This is a genomic window from Arsenophonus sp. ENCA, assembly GCF_002287155.1.
Taxonomy (GTDB): Bacteria; Pseudomonadota; Gammaproteobacteria; order Enterobacterales; family Enterobacteriaceae; genus Arsenophonus; species Arsenophonus nilaparvatae.
Map to the genome: position 1 here is coordinate 1 of NZ_NHNG01000115.1, position 3,027 is coordinate 3,027.

Here is a 3,027-nt window from a genome sequence, read left to right on the forward strand (position 1 = left end):
CGCCCAATACCGGCACCTCTGTATTGGTTAATTCAATATCTGCCGTTGGTGCAATCAGGCGATGAGCGACTTCACCTGCCGCAAGACTGATGGCCTCCGCGAGTCTTGAAAGAAAAAGTTTGCTGCCAGGCTCCCGGCCCCTTCTCGCTGTAAGAAGGCTTTGATTTCTGCGATAACCGCTGCCCGTATTTCTGGCGTATCCGTTGATAAGGCTATCGAAATAGCAACGTTTTTTGCTGTAACGGGGAAAATAGTTAAGCCTCTTCCGGCAACAGGGGCAAGGGGTAAAATATGCTCTCTGACTTTGGTTAATATTTCCTGTGTGGGGGCAGGATGGTCTACATCATCACTCGCCACCATGACCCCAACCGTGCCGATACCGTTTTTGTGTCTATGTGTCCATGCGCGAGTTATGCCTAAAACTTCTTTAGCCCAGCGAACATAATCACTATCTGCACCGCCTTGTGGCGTATCGTACCAGCGCGCCATGATACGTTGTCGCCAGCTATCCAGGTCTTCGATGTTTGTGCCCGTCCTGATGTTATCGGCATAGCCGGTAGACGACAATCCCGTTATCGGGGTTGCCAGACGTAGTGCGATACCGTCTTCGCAATTGCCCGCCTGACCGCTGCTTTTTGCAACGACGGGTACGCGAAGTACACCATTGGCTGATTTTGTTGGAGCCGTTGTGGTGTAGATTTGCCCATCATCGCGGTGTATTTCAGTGTCAGAAGGTATTGATATGCCATTTTGTAAACCTTCCCAGCGAACAAAGCCGTTCGCTTTGGTCGCCCCTTTGCGTGGACAACGCTTAATATTACCGTGCCGGGTCAACCAGTCTTCATCGGCTAAATCCGGCAAGATATTGCGAGCTAAATAATCGATATAGCCGTACAAGGTGTGAATAGCGGCTGCCTGTACTCTGGCGTACACCTCAGTATCAAGACGGCGTAACACACTATCTTCATTAAATCGCGTGAGTAAATCACCGCGAATGGTATCTATCAGTTGGGGCAGCGTCGGGCGCGAAAAACCGCTAGTTTGCATGGATCACGCTCCACAGGTTATTGAGTGTCATCGTTTTTATGTTATGGTCAGGTAAGATCAGGATGACGGTTGCGGTTAATTTATCGATGCCTGAGCGCACGACCTCAATATCAACCCGAAGCGCTACCCCGTCCTCCGTCATCCACTTGAGTGCCTGAGCGATATACTCCTTCGCTTTTTGCGCCGTCTGATGGGTTAAGGTTGTGCGTTTCAGCAGATGCAATCGAGAGCCAATGCGGGCGTTTTGTACCGTCGGCCACGTATCACCCCACCACCCAAATGGTGTATCGGTGTCATCATCCGGTTCAGCGCGTCGCCAGGTGAACAGCGAGATAATCACGGCACGGTTTAATCGGTCATCATGTTGAATAGGGATGCCTGTCATATTATTTCATCCCTTGAGTCGGTGTACCGGTCATGCCGCCGCTATCGCCTGAATGCGCATGGCTGTTGTACTGTTTCCTCATCGTGCTTAATGAACCGACTTTATCTTGCACCTCAGCAGCAGACGTAATCGATTTCTCCGCCTTGATTGCACCGGATGTTTCGATTAATGCGGTATTAAGTACCACCTTGTTTTTAGCGTTCAAAATGAACGTCTATGTCGTCGCTTCGATTAACCGGCCACGCTTAAGCACGATGCTATCGCCTTCGTCGGTATAGATGGCAACCTCACCTTCTTTTAGCCCCTGAAGCCGATAACGCCGGTCAGCGACGTTAATCACAATGCCGTGAGAGCGGTCGCCAGCGAGGAATAGCGCAACCCCTTCTGCACCTGCATGAGCCGTCGAGGTAAAGCCGTAAGGCTCGAGATATTCCATGCCTGCTTTTGTATCGCCTGCTATCATTGCAACATCTACTTATTGACAGGCTGGCGTACTATTCAGCCGTTGAACGACTGCCCGTGACCAGAGACGAGCAAGGCCGCGCTGCAAAGTAGAAAAAAAAGTTTGCATAATTCACTCATTAATAGGTTAAACTAAGAAAAACAGGAGATTGCTGAATGGGCCAAGTTGCATTTGATACTCAAGAATTCGTTGAAAAGCTGGAAAACTCCGGCCTCAACAGGGAGCAAGCCAAGGCTATAACCCTTGTTGTGCGTAAGTCGCATGAAGTAGCAGATCTTGCTACCAAACGCGATCTTGAAGATGTGCGCAAGGATTTGTCTGCTGAAATTGCAGATGTACGCAAGGAGATGACTCATCAAATAGCTGATATCCGTAAAGATATCAGCATGATAAGCAAGGATTTGCTTTTTAAACTCGGTGGTCTGATGGTTACATTGTTTGGCTTAACCATTGCTGCGATGAAATTTCTTTAGATTTCATATTCTTCGTCTGGTGCTTTCAATTCCTCAAGCGGAGGAATATAAGCCGCTTCTGGCCAGACTCGCAGTTCACATAACGTACCGCCTTCATCCTGCGTATACACCACCTCGCTAATGACCAGTTCACGGTTGTTAAAACCCAACACCGGATCAAATACAATCACGCGCTGGTTAGGTCTCCACAGACTGCCGTCACCTTGCCGCCAACCTTGCACCGTATAAGTGGTTTCATCGGTTCTGGCTGCCCGCTGCCTAGCTTCAAATTCGCTACGTGCGTGACAACTGGCTCGCCAATTCCCAAACGAAATGCAACAAAGTAAATCCTTGGTCATACATAAAGCCTGTTGCTCAATAGCAAAATTAATTGTGACTTACAAAAAAACCAGCTGTTGATGATAAAATAATCAATTTTTGAATTAAAAATGACCCATATAAGATTAAAAAATAACCTATTTTTGTGTTTTTTAGATGTATCTAACTTGTTTTTATTGAAAGCAGTTTTATTTCACTATTGAGCAACAGGCTTACTGTACGTTACGGCTGACAACCGGAATTTCTCCGTGTTGGCTGGCAACCTTCATTCGCGAGATGGCACCATGAAGATGTTTGTCGAAGTGCCAGCCATTTACCTCTATTCAGGTCATGTTGACTTT

2 protein-coding genes and 3 pseudogenes are annotated in these 3,027 nt (G+C 47.7%); 1 reads left to right on the forward strand and 4 read right to left on the reverse strand.

Annotated elements, in window-relative coordinates; translation table 11 throughout:
• The 3 genes and pseudogenes from CBG25_RS03315 to CBG25_RS03325 form a co-directional block, all read right to left on the reverse strand.
• Positions 1-1,047: pseudogene (locus CBG25_RS03315) on the reverse strand (baseplate J/gp47 family protein); the annotation flags it as partial.
• The gene (locus tag CBG25_RS03320; protein WP_290604507.1) at positions 1,037-1,432 is read right to left on the reverse strand and encodes a phage GP46 family protein; all 396 of its coding nucleotides are present in this window, start codon (positions 1,430-1,432) and stop codon (positions 1,037-1,039) included. The pseudogene CBG25_RS03315 and the gene CBG25_RS03320, both read right to left, overlap by 11 nt.
• 1 nt (position 1,433) lies before the next feature.
• Positions 1,434-2,003 (reverse strand): annotated as a pseudogene (locus tag CBG25_RS03325) (phage baseplate assembly protein V).
• Positions 2,004-2,050: 47 nt separating this feature from the next.
• On the opposite strand from CBG25_RS03325, the gene CBG25_RS03330 reads away from it, so the two are divergent.
• Positions 2,051-2,368, forward strand: a complete 318-nt coding sequence (locus CBG25_RS03330; protein WP_290604509.1) for a DUF1640 domain-containing protein — start codon at positions 2,051-2,053, stop codon at positions 2,366-2,368.
• Here CBG25_RS03330 and CBG25_RS03335 read toward each other — a convergent pair.
• A pseudogene (locus CBG25_RS03335) lies at positions 2,365-2,661 on the reverse strand (baseplate protein); the annotation flags it as partial. The gene CBG25_RS03330 and the pseudogene CBG25_RS03335 sit on opposite strands and share 4 nt — an antisense overlap.
• Positions 2,662-3,027 lie beyond the last annotated feature (366 nt).

Bases quoted from the DNA above. Each gene is read 5' to 3' on its own strand.
- CBG25_RS03320 (WP_290604507.1), bottom strand. From the start codon at position 1,432: ATGACAGGCATCCCTATTCAACATGATGACCGATTAAACCGTGCCGTG.
- CBG25_RS03330 (WP_290604509.1), top strand. From the start codon at position 2,051: ATGGGCCAAGTTGCATTTGATACTCAAGAATTCGTTGAAAAGCTGGAA.